Raw genomic sequence first — 17,552 nt, 5'->3', positions numbered from 1 at the left:
AAATGGCATTAAGCGACTGAAAACCAAAATGTGGCAGATTGTGGCAATGGCACTGACCGATCCTCAAGACCGTACGCGCGATTCGTCGAGGGCAAACGCAGAGGTTGAGACGGCCTCTGTCAATCCGGAGACCCTTGTCCATGTCCATCCAGTGGCGCCTGATCCTCTCGCTCGGTGGGCTATCCCTTCTGGCGGCTGTCGCCATGTCCGTGGTGTTCACGATCTACATGGAGCGGCTGACCGTCCACGCGGAAGAACGGCAACTGACCAGCCTGTTCGACAACCTGCGCTCCGATCTCGCCGAAGAGGGCCAACGCGCGCTGTCGCTGGCCACGCTCGTCGCCGAATCGCCGACAGCGTCGGCGGCCTTCGCGGCGGGCGATCGGCAGGCGCTGCTCGACCTGTACCAACCAGCGTTCGAGGCCATGCGCGAGACCTTCGGCGTCCGGCAGTTCCAGTTCCACAGCCCGCCAGCGACCTCGTTCGTCCGCATCCACAAACCCGAAAAGTTCGGCGACGACCTTAGCGGCTTCCGCAGCACGGTGGTCGAGACCAACCGTGATCGGACGTCCATCCAAGGCTTGGAGCGCGGCGTCGCCGGTCTCGGCATGCGGGGCGTCACGCCGGTGTACCACGATGGCCAGCATGTCGGCTCGGTCGAGTTCGGCCTGTCCTTCGACCAGCCCTTCTTCGAGCGATTCGCGCGGGACTACGGGGTCAACATCGCCCTCTACCTGACCACGGCCGACGGCCGGTTCGAGACCTTCGCCTCGACCCATGACGGCGTCCAATACCTTCCGGAAGACGCCCTGAGCACTGTCATGAACGACGGCACCGTCTTCCGCCAAATCGACGAGGGCGACCTCAACATCGCCGTTCTGGCGCGGACCATCACGGACTATGCGGGCAGGCCCATCGGCGTGGCCTCCATCGCCCTGGACGCCACCCCCTATCATGCCCAGATCGCCGACGCCCGATGGCTGGCGACCGTCGGAACCCTGATGACCCTGGCCGTTGCCCTGCTTCTGGGGTACTGGATCGCGCGCGGCATCGCCGGCCCCGTGGGGATGGTCACCGACACCCTGACACGTTTGTCAAACCGCGACTTCAACATCCACCTGCCAGAGACCAAGGGGACCGGCGAGGTGGCACGCATGGTGCGGTCCCTGAGCGACTTCCGGACCAAGGTCGAACAGGTCGACGCCGCCGAGCACGCGCAGGCCAAAAAGCTCGCCGAGGTGGAGGCCCAGCAACGCACCCTGACCGCCCAGGCGCGGACGAATCTGCGCGGTGTCGTCGCGGCCGCCATCCAGGCCAACGAGGCTATCGTGACGCTGGCGCACATGATGCGCGACGTCAACGCCGCCAACGTGCAGACCCAAACCATGGCCTCCGCCGTTGAGGAAATGGTGTCCTCCACGCGGGAGATCTCCGCCTCGTCGGATCGCGCCGCCGCCGATGCCGAGGGCGCGCGTGGCGCCGCCGGCGAGGGCGTCGAGGGCGCCGGCCGCGCCGTCGAGACCATGGAAGGGATCCACGGGGCCGTGCGCGGGGCGGCCGACCGCATTGATACGCTGGCCGAAGCGTCGACCCAGATCGGCGAGATCGTCCAGCAGATCGAGGACATCGCCGACCAGACCAACCTGCTCGCCCTGAACGCCACCATTGAGGCGGCCCGGGCCGGCGATGCCGGCAAGGGCTTCGCCGTCGTCGCCAACGAGGTCAAGAGCCTCGCCAATCAGACCGCCCGGGCCACCGAGGACATCCGAGGCCGCATCACCACCCTGCGCGGCGAGATGAGCACCATCATCGAGGCCATGGAAAAGGGCGCCGGCGCGGTCGAGGACGGACGCGGAGTGGTGACGGACCTGGGCGGCCAACTCCAAAACATCTCAGGCAGCATCAACAACGTCACCGAAAAGATGCGCGACATCGCCTCGATCCTGACCCAGCAGACCGACGCCGCCAACGAGATCGCCGAGGGCACGACAACCATCGCCTCCCTGTCCAAACGCAACACCGAAGAAGTCCTGAACGCGCTCAAGGCAATGGATCAGGCCACGGCAGCGCTGAACGAACAGGTCAGCCTGTTCGCCGGACTGGGCGGGTCCCTGGTGCTGGTCGAGGTGGCCAAGAACGACCACGTCGTCTTCAAGAAACGTGTGGTCGATACAGTGCTCGGCCGCGACTCGTGGAAGGAACACGATATTCCCGACCACAACGCCTGCCGCCTGGGCAAGTGGTATAAGAGCGTGAACGACCCCACCCTGCGCAATCACAAGGCCTACAGGGACCTGGATCGCCCGCACGCCGAGGTTCACGCCCTGGGCCGCGAGGCCGTGCGCAAGGCCACCGCCGGCGACATGGACGGCGCCCTGGAGGCCATCACCGGCCTGAACCGAGCCAGCAAGGAGGTGGTGGACATGCTGTCGGACCTCTCGACCGCCGTGGAGCAGATCGAATCGACTCGACCGGATGGCGCCGCCTGACGGCCGGGACGTCCCCCCCCTGAGGGGATCCCGGGCTTGGTCTCGCGTCACGATCCGGCCGTTGCGGGCCAAAGCCAGGGTTCGGGCACAAATTCCGTCATTGCGAGCCCGCGTCGCCAGACGCAGGCGAAGCAATCCAGAGCGGAAAACACTAACATGTGCCCTGGATTGCTTCGTCGCTACGCTCCTCGCAATGACGAGCTTATTGTGTTGGAACTCGAAGCACACGACGTCAGAATGTGTAAGGCGTCATCCAATCAACCGACACTTGGCCATCGGGACCGCGATCTCGGGCCGTGTCCGCTGTGCGGCCGGCCCCTGATCGCCGGCCCCAGCGTTGAGGATCACCACTGGACCCCCCGTGCGTTCGGGGGCCGGGAGACGTCGCCCTTGCACCGCGTCTGCCACCGCATGATCCACCGCCTGTTCGATCCCGCCACCCTCGCCCGACGCATGAACACGCCAGAGGCGATCCGCAGCCATCCCGACATGGAACGCTTCCTCGCCTGGGTGCGAAAGCAACCGCCGGAATTCGTCGCCCGCACCGAGGCTCCGGGCCGGTACGGACGCAACAGGGGACGGCGCGGACGATGACACCCGGTTGGACCCTGCGCCGCCCGACACTGGCTTGGGGCGATGACGGCACGCCGGAAAGCCTGGATTTCGGCGATCTCTACGCCACCCGCGCCGACGCGATCGGGGAGGCGCGGCACGTCATCCTGGACGGCATCGGCGCCCCGGCGGTGTGGAACCGCCCCGGCCCCTTGGTCATCGGCGAAACCGGATTCGGCATTGGCCTGAACCTGCTGGTCGCCTGGGACCTGTGGCGCCGCACGGCCCCGCCGGACGCCCGGCTGCACTGGCTGTCCGTCGAGGGCTGGCCGATGTCGCGCGACGAGGCCACGCGCGCCCTGGCCCGCTTTCCCGCCCTGGCTGACCTCGCGGCGCGCCTGCTGGCCGCGTGGCCGCCGCCCATCCCTGGCCTGCACACGCGCGCGCTCGACGACCGCGTGACCCTGACCCTGGCGTTCGGGCGGGTCGAAGAGGCCCTGCCCACCCTGGGCGGACCCGTGGACACCTGGGCGCTCGACGGTTTCGCCCCGGCCCGCAATCCCGACATGTGGAGCCCGGACGTGCTCGGCCATGTCGCCCGCCTCAGCCGCCCGGGCGCCCGGCTGGCCACCTACACCACGGCCGGCGCGGTGCGGCGCGGCCTGGAGGACGTCGGATTCACGGTCGCACGCACGCCTGGCTTCGCCGGCAAGCGCGAATGCCTGAGAGGTCGGCTGGCGGGATCGCCGGAGCCGCTCCGGCCGCGCCGACGTATCGCAGTTATCGGCGCCGGAATTGCCGGCTGCGCGGTGGCAGCGGCGCTGCGGCGGCGCGGAGCGAACGACATCGTGCTCGTGGACGCGCGCGGGCATCCGGGCGAGAGCCTACCCCCGGCCCTGCTCGGCCTGCTCGAACCCCGGCTGGAGAAGAACGACTCGGCCCCTGCCCGGTTGCACGCGGCGTCCTCCCTCGCGGCGGTGGCGCTCTATGACCGACTGGCGGACGGCGGCGCGGCCCCCTGGCGCGGGCCACGCGGGCTGCTGTCCGCCGACCGGGGCCGCCGGGACGATGCCTGGCGGCAGGCGGTGATCGACCGCATGGACTGGCCCGAGGATCGCCTGAGGTTGGTGAAGGCGCCCGAGGCTGCCAGCCTTGTGGGACTTGATCCCCCAGGCGAAAGCGCGCTGTGGCACCCCATGGGCGGGTGCCTGTCGCCGCCCGCGCTGTTGCCGGCGTTGCTGGGGGACACGCCCGTTCTGGCCGCGACCGTCGAGACACTGCAACCCGGCAAGGACGGTGGTTGGATCCTGATGGGCGCCGACGGATCCGTGGTTGTCGAGGCGGATACCGTGGTCCTGGCCACCGCGACCGACACCACCCGACTGTGGCCGGCCGCCGCGTTGCCCCTGCGCCCCACGCGCGGGCAGGTGAGCCTTCTGAGGGTCGCCGACCCCGACGCGCCGCCCCGGGTCGCGATCTCCAGCGGCGGCTATGTCACCCCGCCGGTCCCCGATGGCGAGGGTGGCTGGGTCCGGCTGCTCGGGGCCACGCACGAGCCCTGGCGCGCCCGAACGGACAATCCCTACGCCCCGCGCGACGGCGACGACGCCCGGATTCGCGAGTCCCTGGCTGGCGAATGGCCGGCGCTGGCCGAAGCCTTGGGCGTGGAACCGACCATCGGTGCCCTGGCCGGCCTGCGCGCCACCACGCCCGATCACCTACCCCTGGCCGGCCGGTTGTTCGACACCGCCGCGCTGGCCGAGACCCACGGCGAGACTCTGCGCAAGGGCGGGCGCAAGGCGGCAGGCGCCCTGCCCGCCCCGGGCGCCGACGGGTTGTTCACCCTGTGCGGCCTGGGCTCCCACGGCCTGACCACCGCACCCCTGCTGGCGGAGGCGGTGGCCGCCGCCGTCACCGACACCCCCTCGCCGCTGCCCCCAGACCTGACCGCCGCCGTCCACCCGGCCCGTTTCGCCGCGCGGGCACTGATCCGGGGTCGGGCCGAGGGACCCACGGCCTGACCTCTTGCGCCCAGGGCAAGAGCACATCCCGCGCGGTCCGAAGGGGCGCCGCGGCGAGAAAAAAACAAGAACCTCAACATCCTTGGTTCGCCGAGGTGACCCTTAGCCGGACGAGTCAGTCCAATCGTCGCCCGGTATGACCTTCGGTGGACTCGGCCCCGGTCCACGCGCCCACCCGGCCACCCCCCATATCCTGTCCCGCAGGACCGTGTTGGGGATAGCCCGGTGGGCTGGCGCGACACTCAACCCAAAAACCCTAAATAAGCGCCGGAGTTGATTCGACGATCCCCGTAACAGGCTTGACACCCATGAGACTAATTTTGTTTCCTGCGGTATATTTGTACATTTGATAGTGTAACTTCCACTTGCTTTTTTCGCGCACACCGAATGGCGTGATATTTATAGCGTCCTGTCCAAATTCCGTACTTCTATACTCGCCCGGCGTCAAAACTTTTTGGGTCGCGCCGACCTTGGCAAGTTCCGTCATCTGAGCGCTGCTCTGGTTCCCGGTGGCCGATTTGACATTGGAGTGGTAGACCAAGATCGATCCATCCTGGCAGGGTGACCCCAGCCCCAGGGAACATCCACTCATTTCAGCCGTAAACATATACTTGGCCGCGTTACCAAGCATCACGCCGAATGTTTTATTGTCTTCATAAGGGCACCAATACGCAGCAATCTGCTCATTCCTGTCTGCATTTCGCCCGTTCACTAGCATATACAATGGCACCCTGTATCCATAACGACCATGATATGCTGTTTTATCATAATTTCTTCCTACCGCTTTCAAGGTCAATGTCATCACGCCACCGATCAACGATGACCCGAAGTGCTTGCTGAGCGTTTTTTTCCATTCTGTGCCGTAACCACACCTGACAAGCACAACGTTATTTTCCATGAATTCGATCGGATCTTCCTTGAACTGTTGCGCGGCCGTCATCGTGTCTCTCCTTTATCTTTGTCGCCGGCACTCTGCGAAGTGACCGGGCCGACCAACGAGTCCGCCTGCTCGGGCATGACACGATGACCCGGTCAGACCGAGTACCCCTCGTCCCACACCGCGGACGCGGCTGCCATACGATGCCGGGGAGCCCCTCCGCAGGCGCCTCGAAATTCAGTACGCTCGCGAAACACCGCGCCGGTGTGACGTGCGCTATCCGCGCCCAGCCGAATCCAAACGACGGGATCAAGGTCATTGGCACCAATGGTCACTGTGTCTGACGTGACGCCATCAGATCCAATTTATCTCATTTTTTCTTGGGTTTCTCAAGAAAATACCCAATTTGGGCATGGCTTATTGCGGAAAAGAAATTATCCGCACTCTGTCCGAGCGGAATGTTCGTATTAGTCCAGTTATGAAATTGTCGCGATGGATTCCGCAATACGATCTTGTTCCCGAACATCCCCCTTTCGCTTCTCGGAGTCTTGGTTTGCGCCTCGGTGATCTGGATCGTCCCGGCGCCCCCAAAACCGCAACAGTGTCCGCCGGTCTTTCCCCGGTCCGGCGGCCGTGGACCGCACCGCGCTTGGTACCATCGATCCGAACGCGCAACGCGGGCCTTTCCCCGGCGCCCCACTTGGTGCATTTTACCGTCGCGCTCCGCCTCTCACCGGCGGTGCGAACACCGACACCACGTAAGCGGCGCGATCACCCTGGGAGATGGTTGAGGATGGGTACTTTCAGCATCTGGCACTGGATCATTGTTCTTCTCGTTGTCCTGCTGCTGTTCGGCGCGGGCAAGATTCCCCGGCTGATGGGCGACGTCGCCAAGGGCGTGAAGGCCTTTAAGAAGGGTCTGGCGGACGACGATGACTCCGACGGCTCCGGCGAGTCCCGCAAGATCGAGGGCGAAAACACCGCCGCGTCCGAGCGCAAGAAGGACGAGGCCTCCAACGGCTAGGCGCGCCCCATGTTCGATTTCGGATGGACGGAACTGGCCGTCATCGGCGTCGTCGCCCTGCTGATCATCGGCCCGAAGGACCTGCCCAAGGTTCTGCGGACGTTGGGGCAGTGGTCGCGCCGGCTGCGCGGTCTGGCGCGCGAGTTCCAGGGCCACGTCGATGACGTCATCCGCGAGGCCGAGCTTGAGGACGTGAGGGACGGCGTCAACAAGGTCCGGCGCAAGAACATCGGCCAGTCGATCAACAAAATGGTCGATCCCGACGGTCGGGTGGCGCGCGAACTGGACGAGGTTGACCGCGCCGCCCGTCGGCGCCCGACCCGCAAGGCGCCCTCGTCCGATGGCGACGGAGCGACAGCGCGCGCCGACGCGACACCACCGACCCCGAAGAGCAATTCCGGCGAGGATTGAGCGGTGCCTGCCTACAGCGACAACCCCGACGACAACAAGATGTCGCTGGTGGACCATCTGACCGAACTGCGGACCCGCCTGCTGTGGTCCGCGGTGGCCTTCATCGTGGCCTTCTTCGCCTGCTACGGTCTCGCGCAATACATCTACGATTTCCTCATGCAGCCGCTGGCGACCATCATGCGGGAGGTCGGCGGCAGCCAGCGCATGATCTACACGGCGCTGACGGAGGCCTTTTTCACATACGTGGCCGTGGCCGCCTTCGGCGCCCTTGTGGTGACGTTCCCGATGCTGGCGACGCAGGTCTGGCTGTTCATCGCGCCGGGTCTGTACAAGCACGAAAAGAAGGCGCTGCTGCCGTTCCTGTTCGCCTCGCCGGTGCTGTTCCTGACCGGCGCCGCGCTCGTTTACTATATGATCATGCCCCTGGCGTGGCGGTTCCTGCTGGGGTTCCAGACCACCGGCGCCGAGACCGTGCTGCCGATCGAGCTTGAGGCCAAGGTCGGCGAGTATCTGGGCCTCGTGATGCGGCTGATCCTGGCCTTCGGGTTCTGCTTTCAGATGCCGGTGGCACTGACCCTGATGGCCCGCGTCGGCATCGTCACCTCCTCCGGGCTGGCAGGGGCGCGCAAATACGCCATCGTCGGCGTGTTCGTGCTGGCCGCCGTGGTCACGCCGCCCGACATCATCAGTCAGGTGGGTCTCGCGCTGCCGCTGCTCCTGCTCTACGAGGCGTCCATCTGGTCGTGCCGCTACGTCGAACGGCGACGCGGCGATGTCGAGGAGGACGAGGACTGGCTCGACGACGACGAGGATGACGACGACGGCGACGATCCGGATGACCCGGACCCGACCGCCGGTTCGTCACGCCCAGCGCCGCGCGAGGACGACAGCCGGGCCGAACCAGCAGCTTCGGCGGCGGCGACGTCGACCCGCGTGTCCCCAACGGATGAGATCACCGAGGCCGACGAGGATGACGGCCCGGACGATACGGACTTCAACACCGGGCGGTGAGGCAACACGCACCGTCATTGCGAGGAGCGAAGCGACGAAGCAATCCAGAGCAGGTGCTTTCGTTTTCTGCCCTGGATTGCTTCACCCTCGTCCAGCGACGAGGGCTCGCAATGACGCCCGTCCGCGCTGGGCGGAATGTGGCCCCGCACCGTGAACCTCGCGCCGCCGTCCATCACCGAACCAACGGAACGACCGATGCATGACATCAAGTGGATCCGAGACAACCCCGACGCCTTCGACACCGGCCTGACCCGGCGCGGCCTTGCGCCGTTGTCCGCGCGCTTGCTGGCGCGGGATGAGACCCGGCGGACCTCGCAGACCGAGTTGAACACGCTTCAGGCGCGGCGCAACGAGGTCTCGAAGTCCATCGGCAAGGTCAAGAAGGAAGGCGGCGACGCCCAGCCCCTGATGGACGAGGTGGCCAGCATCAAGACCCGCATGGCCGAGATCGAGGGCGAGAATGCGGCCGCCGACGCCGACCTTCGGGAGGTGTTGTCCACCCTGCCCAACACGCCCGACGACGACGTGCCCGACGGGCCGGACGAGGACCACAATCTCGAACTCCGGCGATGGGGCGAACCGCGCACGTTCGATTTCGACCCCCGGGAGCACTTCGACATCGGCGCGCCGCTGGGCATGGACTTCGAGACCGCCGCCCGCCAGTCCGGCACGCGGTTCGTGATCCTGAAGGGGCAGGTGGCCCGCCTGGAACGGGCGTTGGCCCAGTTCATGCTGGATCTGCACACGTCGGAGCACGGTTACACCGAGATCAATACGCCGGCCCTTGTGCGCGACGAGGCCCTGTTCGGCACCGCGCAGTTGCCCAAGTTCGCCGAGGACCTGTTCAAGGTGGACGGCGGCTTCTGGCTGATCCCCACCGCCGAGGTCACCCTGACCAACATGGTCGGCGGTCAGATCCTGGACGAGGCCACCCTGCCCCTGCGCTTCACGGCGTTCACACAGTGTTTCCGGTCCGAGGCCGGCGCCGCCGGCAAGGACACGCGCGGCATGATCCGCATGCACCAGTTCGAGAAGGTCGAACTGGTCAGCATCGTCCACCCCGACCAGTCCCGGGCCGAACTCGACCGCAAGACCGCCTGCGCCGAGGAGGTCCTGAAGCGCCTGAACCTGCCCTTCCGCACCGTGGCGCTGTGCACAGGCGACCTAGGCTTCGCCGCGCACCGCACCCACGATATCGAGGTCTGGCTGCCCGGCGCCGGCCGCTACCGAGAAATCTCCTCGTGCTCCAACACCGGCGCCTTCCAGGCGCGACGCATGGACGCGCGCTTCCGTCCCACCGAGGGGAAAGGCACGGCACACGTCCACACCCTGAACGGCTCCGGATTGGCAGTGGGCCGCACCCTGGTGGCCGTGCTGGAGAATTATCAGCGGGCCGACGGGTCAGTGACGGTGCCCGACGCCCTGAAGCCCTACATGGGCGGCCTGGAGGTGCTGCGTCCCGATGTTTGAACCGATCCCCGATCTATCCAAGGCCCGTATTCTGGTCTCCAACGATGACGGCATCGACGCGCCCGGCCTCGCCGCGCTGGAGCGCGTGGCGCGGACCCTGTCGGACGATGTGTGGGTGGTGGCCCCGGAGACCGAGCAGAGCGGCGCCGGCCATTCGCTGACCCTGCACGACCCGATCCGTTATGACTGGCGTGGGCCGCGTCATGTCGCGGTGCGCGGCACGCCCACGGACTGTGTTCTGATGGCGGTCAAGCTGTTCCTGCCCGACCGCCGCCCCGACCTTGTGCTGTCCGGGTTCAATCGCGGCTCCAACATGGGCGAGGACATCACCTATTCGGGCACCGTCGCCGTGGCCATGGAGGGCACCTTGCTGGGCATCCGCTCCATGGCGCTGTCGCAGCAGGGATCGAACCCCGAGGCCTGGCCGTGGGCAACGGGGGAGACCCTGGCCGGCGACGTGATTCGCCGCGCCTGTGCCGCGCCCTGGAGCCGTGACGTGCTGGTCAACGTCAACTTCCCGGATCGGCCCGTGGACAAGGTCCAGGGCATCCGGGTCACGCCCCAGGGCAAGCGGATCGGTTCCAGCCGGTTTTCCGAGAACATGGTCGAGCGGGTCGATCCGCGCGGTCGGCCCTACGTGTGGATCGGCGTCGAGCAAGTGCGCGGCCTGGAGGGCGAGGGCTCCGACCTGCACGCCATTGCCGAGGGCTTTGTCTCGGTCACGCCGCTGTGTATCGACCTGACCGATCCCGCAACCCTCGATGCCATGAGGAACGTCTTTTGAACGGCGGCGCCCACGACCACAAGATCCGCCTGCTGATGGACCTGCGGCGCACGGGGGTGACGGACACGCGCGTGCTGTCGGCGCTGGAGACGGTGCCGCGCGAGGTGTTCGTCTCCGACCCGTTCCTGGAGCATGCCTACGACAACCGGGCGCTGCCCATCGACTGCGGCCAGACGATCAGCCAGCCTCTGGTGGTCGGTCTGATGACCCAGTACCTGACCCTTGGGCCGCGCGACAAGGTTCTGGAGATCGGCACCGGCTCCGGCTATCAGGCGGCGGTGCTGTCAAAGGTGGCGCGGCGGGTTTACACGGTGGAGCGGCACGCGCCCCTGCTGGCCCAGGCGGAAGCACGCTTCAAGCATCTGTCCCTGACCAACATCGTGACCCGCCACGGCGACGGTATGAAGGGATGGCCGGAACAAGCGCCGTTTACCCGAATCATGGTCACGGCGGCGGCGCGACAGATCCCGGAAGGCCTTGCCGACCAGCTTGACGACGGCGGTGTCATGGTGCTGCCGGTGGGCGATGCCGATCAGCAATGGGTGATGCGGGTGACGCGATCCAATCACAGGCTGCACACCGAGCGACTCCTGGCCGTCCGCTTCGTGCCCCTTCTGGACGGCGTTCCGGATCACGATCCGGACACCTGACGGACGGCATCTGGCCTCGCCCGGTCATGGGCGATAGAGTGACGCCATGAAGCCCACGCCTCCACCCTTTCGCCGCGTTCTGGTTGTCAGTGCCCTGACCGGCCTGATGCTGGGATCGGTCGGGTGTGACCGGGGGTGGCGCGACAGCCCCTACCCGGCCGCACCGTCCCACGTCCAGGGCACACCGGCCCCCGCGCCGCGCTATCAGGGCAATCCGACCCAGGCCCGCAGTGTGGTGGTCGCGCCCGGAGACACCGTTTATTCCGTCTCCAGACGCCTCGGCGTGCCGACCCGCGCCATCATCCTCGCCAACGGCCTTGAGCCCCCGTTCGAGGTCCGACCCGGGCAGGTGCTGACCCTGCCGGCGCAGCGGGTCCACACGGTGGCCCCCGATGAGACCCTGTACGCCCTGTCGCGTCGCTATGGCCCCTCGGTGGCCGCCATCGCCAACGCCAACGGCCTAGCCCCACCCTACGTTATCCGGGTTGGAGAGTCCTTGGTCATCCCGGCGGCCTCGGAACCCGAACCGGTTGACGTCCGCCCCGCCGTTTTTCCGAATCAGATGGCGGCCGCACCGCCTCCACCCGCGCCGACGCTGCCGTCGGCCGCGCAGGCGCGACGGGCGGTCCCGGGCGCCGAGCCGCCTCCACGCGCGGGCGATCTGTTCCTGTGGCCGGTGGACGGCGAGATCATCGCCGGCTTCGGTCCCGACGACGCCGGACGGCACAACGACGGCGTCGATATCGGCGCGCCGGCCGGAACCCCGATCCGCGCCGCCGAAAACGGCGTGGTGACCTATATTGGCGACGCCATCCCCGGCTATGGCACGCTTGTGCTGATCCGCCATGCCGACGGCTGGGTGACCGCTTACGGCCACACGGCGGCCCCCCGGGTCGAACGCGGACAGGTGGTCCGGCGCGGTCAGCCGCTGGGCGAGACAGGGCAAACCACCGCCACGGGCCGACCCATGGTCCACTTCGAGATCCGCCGGGACGGCCGGCCTGTGGATCCGCGCCCACGCCTGAAACCGCGTGCGTAGGCACATGTCGACCACCCGCGTTGACGACACTTCGGTTCGTCCCCTAAACACGAACCCTGGCACTCGACCATTCGGAGAGACCTGAATCATGGCGCAGCCCACCACAGAGCAGTCCACCACCGCCAGCCCTCTGGACGCCTTGACCCTGGAGGCCATCGCGGCCGGGGGCAAGGCCGCCCTGGCGCGGGCGCTGGCGCTGCTGGAGAGCAGCCCGGACGCCGGTCCGACCGCCGACCTCCTGACCGCTGCCCATCAGGCCCCGCGCGCCCATGTGTTGGGGATCACGGGCCCGCCCGGCGTCGGCAAGTCCACGCTGCTGAATACCCTCATCGCCGTGTGGCGACGCGAGGGCAAGACCGTGGGCATCATTGCCGTCGATCCCTCGTCGCGGCGGTCCGGTGGCGCCCTGCTGGGCGACCGCACGCGGCTGAAGAACGATCCGGACGACCAGGGGGTCTTCGTCCGCTCCATGGCCGCGCGCGATCACCTGGGCGGGCTGGCCGGCCTGACCACGGCGGCGATGGTTCTGATGCGCGCCTTGTACGACATCGTCATCGTGGAGTCGGTGGGCGTCGGCCAGTCCGAGACCGAGATCGTCAGCGTCGCCGACACCGTCCTGTTCTGCGTCCAGCCGGGGTCCGGCGACAGCCTTCAGTACATGAAGGCGGGAATCGCCGAGATCCCGCACATCATCGCCGTGACCAAGGCCGACATGGGGGCGGCCGCCGAGCGCGCTCGCGCCGATGTGGTCGGCGCGCTCAGCCTGGGCGAGCATTGGGACAAGTGGGATGTGCCGGTGCTCAAGCTGTCGGCCTCGCGCCTCCAGGGCATCGAGGAGCTGATGAATGCGATCGCCGCGCACGCCGGCCACCTGGACACGGACGGCCGGCGCTCCGAGACCCGCCATCATCAGGCCGAAGCCTGGCTGGAGGACTTCGTCCGCGAGCGCTTCGGCCGCGAAGGCCTGCGCCGCGCCGGCCGGTTGTCGCTGGCGAAGGGAGAGAGTCCGTTCGCGCGTCTGGCCGAGATCGCCGAGCGCTTGGGCGCGAGCAGGTGAACCGGACGGAACCGGGTCCCGTCGGTGGCCCCCTCGCCAATGGGCCGGCACGCTGGGGACTGGCCGTAGGACTGCTCGCGCTGCACGTCGGGCTGACGCTGGCGTGGTCCAGTGGCCTCGCCCGTGACGACCTGGAAAGCATGGTCTTCGCCCAGGGCTGGGCCTGGGGCTACGATCCCGAACAGCCGCCGCTCTACAACTGGCTGGAGATGGCGCTGTTCGAGGCCACCGGCCCCTCGCTGGCCGGCGCCATCCTTCTGCGCTGGAGCATCGTCGGGGTCGGGGTCCTGGCGCTGTACGACGCGATCCGCCGCATGGCCGGCGGAGACGGTGCCCTCGCCGCCGGGGCCGTGGCCGGCATGGCCGGCACGGCCCTGTTCGGGTTCGAGGGCGCGCGGCATTTCACCCATACAACGCTGCTGCTGACCACCACGGCTCTGCTGCTGTGGACCGTGGTCTGCATGGTCGAGCGCCCGACGGCGATGCGTTACCTGGCCGTGGGCGGAGCCTTGGCGTTGGCCCTGCTGTCCAAGTACACCATGGCCGTGTTCGCGCTGGCCTTGTTGTTGGGCGCATTGGTGGACCCCGCGACGCGCGCCCGGCTGTTCAACCGGCGCGTTCTCCTGGTGTCCATCGCACCCCTGCTAGCGCTGCCCGGGCATCTGGTGTGGAGACAGGAGCAGGATGTGAGTCTGCCCGACCGCGTCGCCACCATCACGGATACCGGCGCCGGGGTGGCTCCCGGGGAGGCGCTTGCCGGACTGCTGAGCGACACCGTGGCCGATCCGCTAGCGGCAATGGCGCCCCCTCTTGTGTTGATCCTGGTGCTCCTGCCCTGGTGGCGGAGAGGCGGCGCGCGCCCCACTCCACGATGGGACCGGGTGCTGGCTGCTTACGTCGCGGCCGCCATGGCCCTGACTCTGGCGATCGTGCTGGACAGGGGCGGCGACCGGCTGCGCTATCACTACCTGATGCCGGCGGCGATGGTGCTGCCCGCCATCCCGCTGCTGTGGGTCGGGTCGCGCGACCTGGCCGTGGCGCCGTGGCGTCGGCGCGCGCTGGGATGGGGGCTGGGCGGACTGGCGGTGCTGTTCGCGCTGGGGTCGGTGGTGGACCGGGTCTTGATCGAGCCGCGCCACTGCGACCGCTGTCTGTCGCTTCTGCCGGCCGAGCGCGCGGCCCAGGCCGTCCGCGAGGCCGGGTTCACCGACGGCACCATCGTGGCCGCCAACCTGGACTGGAGCGCCAACTTGCGCCCGGCGTTCCCCGACGCCCGCATGGTGGCCCGTCACTACCCTGACTGGCGCCCGCCGCACCCGCCCGGAAACGGCGCCTGTCTGATCCTGTTGTCGCGGGCGGAGACGGAAGCCTTGCGCACCGGCACACTCGATCCGGAATCGATCCGTGACACCCTGAAACCCATGCTTGACGCCGCCCCACCGGACGGCTGGCTGGCCCGGTTTCAGGTCCACGACCTGCCCCTCACCCACGCGCCGGATCGCACCGTCCCGTTCGGCTTCGTGCTGCTGACGGAGGGATTGGGGACGTGCCGATGACGGGACGCGACCTCCGGCAGTCCTTATCCCGCGCGTCAATCCCTGGCGGACGGCCCTCAAGAACGGAGGGCCGAACACTTGGCAGGCGGCCGAAAGGACACTTAATCACGGAACAGTCTCATCAAAACGCGGAGAAACAACCTAAAAACCACGGCATGACTGCACAATATCTGAACGCCTCTGCACATTGGAAAAGCCAAATTGGCGCAAGATTGCGCACGATAAATGCCGCTGATCATGATATCATATTGTCTTCAATGGCATGCTCCCGTAGCAAGAGGTGAGGTGTGTCATGGCTCCCAAAATCAAGATGCTCCCGGTCGCCTTCCTTACGGTTCTGTTCTGTTTCGGCGCCGTCGCGCATGGCCCCCTAGCCGCTGCCGAAACCGAGATCCGCGTTGGCGGCACCGGCGGGGCGCTCGCTGCCATTAGTCAACTCGGCGAACATTACGCCGCCAGCCGGCCCGATGTGACGGTCACCGTCCTCCCAAGCCTGGGCAGCGGCGGCGGCATCCGCGCCGTTCGCGACCGGATCATCGATATCGGCGTGAGCGGCCGTCCCGTGCGCGAGGACGAGGGCGCGGGCTCGACCCTGATTCAGGTCCCCTTCGCACGCACGGCGGTGGCACTGATCACCTCGCGGCCCGGCGGCGCCAAGGTCACCTCGCAGGTTCTGAAGGCCCTGATCGCCGATCCGTCCCCGATGTGGCCGGACGGCGCGCCGATGCATGTCATCCTGCGACCGCCCACGGAAACCGACTATCATGTGCTGGAGGCCGAACTGCCGTCGGTCTGGCAAGCCCTGGTCGAGGCCCGAGACCGCCCCGAAGTCCCGGTCACCGCAACTGATCAGGAGAACCTGGAACTGGCGGTGACCCTGCCCGGGTCCCTGACCACGGGAACGCTGCTTCAACTTCGCGCGGAGGACCAACCGCTCTATCCCGTGATGATCGATGGGCTGGTGCCATCGGCCGAAACCCTGGCCAGCGGTGACTACCCGCCCATCAAGGACTTCGTTCTGGTCGTCCGCTCCGATGCCTCGAAGGCGGCCAAGGCCTTCGTCTCGTTCCTGCAGGGGGAAGACGCCGCAGTGCATCTGCGCGCTCTCGGCGCCATTCCGATCCGGTGATCCCCATGCCCGCAGATCCCGCCAGAACTTCTTCGGAGGTCTTCGATTCCCTGGAGCGGGCGCGGAACCTGATGCGCCGGATGTCGATCATCATCAGCGCGTTGGTGGCAGTCGCGGTGCCGGTCGCCTATGCCCTATCGGGGTACTTGGCCCTGAACAACGATCTCGCCTTCAAGGCTCAACTGAATGCGGAGCGTATCGCCCGGTACGCCTACGGCCGCCCCCAAGCCTGGCCATACGCCGTCGAACATCTGAAGGTCCTGATCACGTTGACCGGCAAATCCAACGCGGCGGTTCGGCAACAGGTGTGCGACGCCAACGGAGTCCACATCGTCGACACCACTCCCAACCTTGCACCGCCACTGATGTGGCAACGCAGACCCATCCTGGTGCGCGGCGAGGTGGTGGGCTCGGTCGGCGTCGGCACCAGTCTGTGGCCTCTCTTGTTTTCAACGATGGCCGCAATGGGCGTCGGACTAATGATCGGTGCCCTGTCCTGGCTGGTCATGCGGAGGCTGCCGCAACGTTCCCTGGAGCAGTCGTTGGCCGCGATACACAGATCGCACGAAAAGACACACCGCCAAGCCGCCAGCCTGACCGCCGTCAACAACGAACTGAATACGCAATACCAGTATATTGCCGAAACAGCGCGACGGCTGGAGCAGGCGCGCAAAGACGCAGAGGTGGCGAACCGGAGCAAGTCCACCTTCCTGGCCACCATGAGCCATGAACTCCGGACACCCCTCACCGCCATCATTGGTTTCGCCGACATGATGGAAAGCGGTGTGTTCGGCAAGATCGAACAGCCCAATTACAGCGAGTATGTGCGAGACATCAACCGAAGCGGACATCACCTATTGTCCATCATCAACAATATGTTGGACCTGTCCAAGGTGGAGGCTGGCCGTATGGAGCTGCGGCCAGAGCTCGTCTCGGTGCCGGACCTCCTTGAGGACAGTGTCGGCGTTCTGGAGACCATCGCCGCCGATGCGGGCGTGACCCTGGCCCTGTCTGTGGCAGACGACCTGCCGCGGGTTCGAGCCGATGAGGTCAAGATCAAGCAGGTGTTGCTGAACTTGCTGTCGAACGCCATCAAGTTCACGCCACCGAATGGGCGAGTGACAGCCTCCGCCGACTTGCTTGACGGCGATCATGTCCGTGTCACGGTCACCGACACCGGGATCGGTATGGCGACAGACGAACTGACGCATGCGATGGAGCCGTTCCGGCAAGTGGAAAACCCCATGACGACGAAGCACTTCGGCACCGGCCTCGGGCTGCCCGTGTCGAAGGCCCTGGTCGAGTTGCACGGCGGCCATTTCGGGCTCGCCAGCGTCAAGGGCACGGGCACCACGGCAACGATTACGTTGCCGATCAATGGTCCAAAAGGGGGAACACAAGGACCCGACGCGCAGAACGCGGAAGGACCGGCGTAAGCCACCGCTCCCGCCACGGCTCTAGAGCGCGTTGCGCGCATTCTGA

15 protein-coding genes are annotated in these 17,552 nt (G+C 66.9%); 14 read left to right on the top strand and 1 reads right to left on the bottom strand.

Features of this window, described 5'->3' with window-relative positions:
- The first annotated feature begins 140 nt into the window (after positions 1–140).
- From BLS85_RS00890 to mnmC, 3 genes are all read left to right on the top strand, one after another.
- Complete coding sequence (locus BLS85_RS00890) at positions 141–2,489, top strand: methyl-accepting chemotaxis protein (protein ID WP_092780707.1); 2,349 nt, start codon at positions 141–143, stop codon at positions 2,487–2,489.
- Between the two features lie 237 nt (positions 2,490–2,726).
- Positions 2,727–3,083 carry an HNH endonuclease family protein gene (locus tag BLS85_RS00885; RefSeq protein ID WP_092780704.1) on the top strand — a complete coding sequence of 119 codons (357 nt, stop codon included), beginning with the start codon at positions 2,727–2,729 and terminating at the stop codon, positions 3,081–3,083.
- Positions 3,080–5,062 carry a bifunctional tRNA (5-methylaminomethyl-2-thiouridine)(34)-methyltransferase MnmC2/FAD-dependent 5-carboxymethylaminomethyl-2-thiouridine(34) oxidoreductase MnmC1 gene (gene mnmC / locus BLS85_RS00880; protein WP_092780701.1) on the top strand — a complete coding sequence of 661 codons (1,983 nt, stop codon included), beginning with the start codon at positions 3,080–3,082 and terminating at the stop codon, positions 5,060–5,062. The genes BLS85_RS00885 and mnmC overlap by 4 nt, the downstream gene beginning before the upstream one ends.
- Positions 5,063–5,318: 256 nt before the next feature.
- Here the strand turns inward: mnmC and BLS85_RS18550 are convergent, their stop codons facing one another.
- Positions 5,319–6,002: a hypothetical protein gene (locus tag BLS85_RS18550; protein WP_143027042.1), complete on the bottom strand. Its 684-nt coding sequence runs from the start codon at positions 6,000–6,002 to the stop codon at positions 5,319–5,321.
- A 730-nt stretch (positions 6,003–6,732) separates the two neighbouring features.
- Here BLS85_RS18550 and BLS85_RS00875 point away from each other — a divergent pair.
- From BLS85_RS00875 to BLS85_RS00825, 11 genes are all read left to right on the top strand, one after another.
- Entirely contained in the window at positions 6,733–6,963 is a 231-nt protein-coding gene (locus BLS85_RS00875; protein WP_092780698.1) for a twin-arginine translocase TatA/TatE family subunit, read from the top strand.
- A 9-nt stretch (positions 6,964–6,972) separates the two neighbouring features.
- The gene (gene tatB, locus BLS85_RS00870; protein ID WP_092780695.1) at positions 6,973–7,374 is read left to right on the top strand and encodes a Sec-independent protein translocase protein TatB; all 402 of its coding nucleotides are present in this window, start codon (positions 6,973–6,975) and stop codon (positions 7,372–7,374) included.
- 3 nt (positions 7,375–7,377) lie between these two features.
- Complete coding sequence (gene tatC, locus BLS85_RS00865) at positions 7,378–8,385, top strand: twin-arginine translocase subunit TatC (RefSeq protein WP_342728802.1); 1,008 nt, start codon at positions 7,378–7,380, stop codon at positions 8,383–8,385.
- 195 nt (positions 8,386–8,580) lie between these two features.
- Positions 8,581–9,855 (top strand): serine--tRNA ligase, encoded by a 1,275-nt coding sequence (serS, locus tag BLS85_RS00860; RefSeq protein ID WP_092782058.1) that lies wholly within the window; start codon positions 8,581–8,583, stop codon positions 9,853–9,855.
- A complete protein-coding gene (gene surE, locus BLS85_RS00855) occupies positions 9,848–10,639 on the top strand; it encodes a 5'/3'-nucleotidase SurE (RefSeq protein ID WP_092780692.1) in 792 nt (263 codons plus the stop codon). Before serS ends, surE begins: the two co-directional genes overlap by 8 nt.
- A gap of 35 nt (positions 10,640–10,674) precedes the next feature.
- Positions 10,675–11,289, top strand: coding sequence for a protein-L-isoaspartate(D-aspartate) O-methyltransferase (locus BLS85_RS00850; protein ID WP_092782055.1), 615 nt, complete (start codon positions 10,675–10,677; stop codon positions 11,287–11,289).
- A 46-nt stretch (positions 11,290–11,335) separates the two neighbouring features.
- Positions 11,336–12,328, top strand: a complete 993-nt coding sequence (locus BLS85_RS00845; protein WP_092780689.1) for a LysM peptidoglycan-binding domain-containing M23 family metallopeptidase — start codon at positions 11,336–11,338, stop codon at positions 12,326–12,328.
- Between the two features lie 88 nt (positions 12,329–12,416).
- A complete protein-coding gene (meaB, locus tag BLS85_RS00840) occupies positions 12,417–13,385 on the top strand; it encodes a methylmalonyl Co-A mutase-associated GTPase MeaB (protein ID WP_092780685.1) in 969 nt (322 codons plus the stop codon).
- Positions 13,382–14,941: a glycosyltransferase family 39 protein gene (locus BLS85_RS00835; protein WP_092780683.1), complete on the top strand. Its 1,560-nt coding sequence runs from the start codon at positions 13,382–13,384 to the stop codon at positions 14,939–14,941. The genes meaB and BLS85_RS00835 overlap by 4 nt, the downstream gene beginning before the upstream one ends.
- A gap of 292 nt (positions 14,942–15,233) precedes the next feature.
- Positions 15,234–16,070: a PstS family phosphate ABC transporter substrate-binding protein gene (locus BLS85_RS00830; protein WP_092780680.1), complete on the top strand. Its 837-nt coding sequence runs from the start codon at positions 15,234–15,236 to the stop codon at positions 16,068–16,070.
- Between the two features lie 5 nt (positions 16,071–16,075).
- Complete coding sequence (locus tag BLS85_RS00825; protein ID WP_092780677.1) at positions 16,076–17,506, top strand: sensor histidine kinase; 1,431 nt, start codon at positions 16,076–16,078, stop codon at positions 17,504–17,506.
- Positions 17,507–17,552: the final 46 nt, after the last annotated feature.

Source organism: Rhodospira trueperi (assembly GCF_900101965.1).
In the GTDB taxonomy this organism is placed as follows: domain Bacteria; phylum Pseudomonadota; class Alphaproteobacteria; order Rhodospirillales; family Rhodospirillaceae; genus Rhodospira; species Rhodospira trueperi.
This window is presented reverse-complemented; position numbering and strand designations above follow the sequence as displayed.

What these genes read in the sequence shown, in the direction of transcription:
- BLS85_RS00850 (WP_092782055.1), top strand. Translation starts at nt 10,675, where the DNA reads ATGGACCTGCGGCGCACGGGGGTGACGGACACGCGCGTGCTGTCGGCG.
- meaB (WP_092780685.1), top strand. Translation starts at nt 12,417, where the DNA reads ATGGCGCAGCCCACCACAGAGCAGTCCACCACCGCCAGCCCTCTGGAC.
- serS (WP_092782058.1), top strand. Translation starts at nt 8,581, where the DNA reads ATGCATGACATCAAGTGGATCCGAGACAACCCCGACGCCTTCGACACC.
- BLS85_RS00845 (WP_092780689.1), top strand. Translation starts at nt 11,336, where the DNA reads ATGAAGCCCACGCCTCCACCCTTTCGCCGCGTTCTGGTTGTCAGTGCC.
- BLS85_RS00830 (WP_092780680.1), top strand. Translation starts at nt 15,234, where the DNA reads ATGGCTCCCAAAATCAAGATGCTCCCGGTCGCCTTCCTTACGGTTCTG.
- BLS85_RS00890 (WP_092780707.1), top strand. Translation starts at nt 141, where the DNA reads ATGTCCATCCAGTGGCGCCTGATCCTCTCGCTCGGTGGGCTATCCCTT.
- BLS85_RS18550 (WP_143027042.1), bottom strand. Translation starts at nt 6,002, where the DNA reads ATGACGGCCGCGCAACAGTTCAAGGAAGATCCGATCGAATTCATGGAA.
- BLS85_RS00875 (WP_092780698.1), top strand. Translation starts at nt 6,733, where the DNA reads ATGGGTACTTTCAGCATCTGGCACTGGATCATTGTTCTTCTCGTTGTC.
- mnmC (WP_092780701.1), top strand. Translation starts at nt 3,080, where the DNA reads ATGACACCCGGTTGGACCCTGCGCCGCCCGACACTGGCTTGGGGCGAT.
- surE (WP_092780692.1), top strand. Translation starts at nt 9,848, where the DNA reads ATGTTTGAACCGATCCCCGATCTATCCAAGGCCCGTATTCTGGTCTCC.
- BLS85_RS00885 (WP_092780704.1), top strand. Translation starts at nt 2,727, where the DNA reads ATGTGTAAGGCGTCATCCAATCAACCGACACTTGGCCATCGGGACCGC.
- BLS85_RS00825 (WP_092780677.1), top strand. Translation starts at nt 16,076, where the DNA reads ATGCCCGCAGATCCCGCCAGAACTTCTTCGGAGGTCTTCGATTCCCTG.
- tatB (WP_092780695.1), top strand. Translation starts at nt 6,973, where the DNA reads ATGTTCGATTTCGGATGGACGGAACTGGCCGTCATCGGCGTCGTCGCC.